1 protein-coding gene is annotated in these 692 nt (G+C 67.5%); it reads left to right on the top strand.

Features of this window, described 5'->3' with window-relative positions:
• The coding region (locus XpruCFBP8353_RS23085) for a hypothetical protein (RefSeq protein ID WP_133125723.1) at window positions 1–692 on the top strand (692 nt) is incomplete at both ends.

Raw genomic sequence — 692 nt, forward strand, 5'->3', positions numbered from 1 at the left:
GCGCTCAACGCCCTGTGCAAATGGCCCGACTCGCAGGACTGCGCGAATGCCGTCAGCGCGCTCGCCGAGCGGTTGGCCGACGAGTCCAGATTGCGCAAGGAACTGAAGCCGCAAGAACTGGGAAACGCGCTCAATGCCCTGAGCAAATGGGCCGACAACGAGGTCTGTGCGGCGGCCGCCAGTGCGCTGGCCGAACGGTTGGTGGACGATCCCGGCTTGCGCAAGGCCCTCGACCCCATCAACGTGATTCAAGCGCTCAACGCGCTGAGCAAATGGGCCGATATACCGGTTTGTGCGGCGGCCGCCATCGCACTGGCCGAGCGGCTGGCCGACGACCCCGGGTTGTGCAAGGCCCTGAACGCGCGAGGCCTGTCCAACGCGCTCAACGCCCTGAGTAAATGGCCCGGCAACCCGGTCTGTGCGGCTGCCGTCAGTGCGCTGGCAGAGCGGGTCGCCGACGACCCCGAGCTGCGCGAGGACCTGGACCCGCAGGGCGTGTCCAACGTGCTCAACGCGCTGAGCAAATGGCTCGACACCCCGGTCTGTGCAGCCGCCGCCAGTGCGCTGGCCGAACGCGTGGTCGACGATCCCGAGTTGCGCAAGGATCTGGACCCGCAAGGTGTGGCCAACGCGCTCAACGCGCTGGGCAAATGGCCGGAGATACCGATCTGTGGGCAGGCCGCCAGCGCGCT

Source organism: Xanthomonas prunicola, assembly GCF_002846205.1.
In the GTDB taxonomy this organism is placed as follows: Bacteria; Pseudomonadota; Gammaproteobacteria; order Xanthomonadales; family Xanthomonadaceae; genus Xanthomonas; species Xanthomonas prunicola.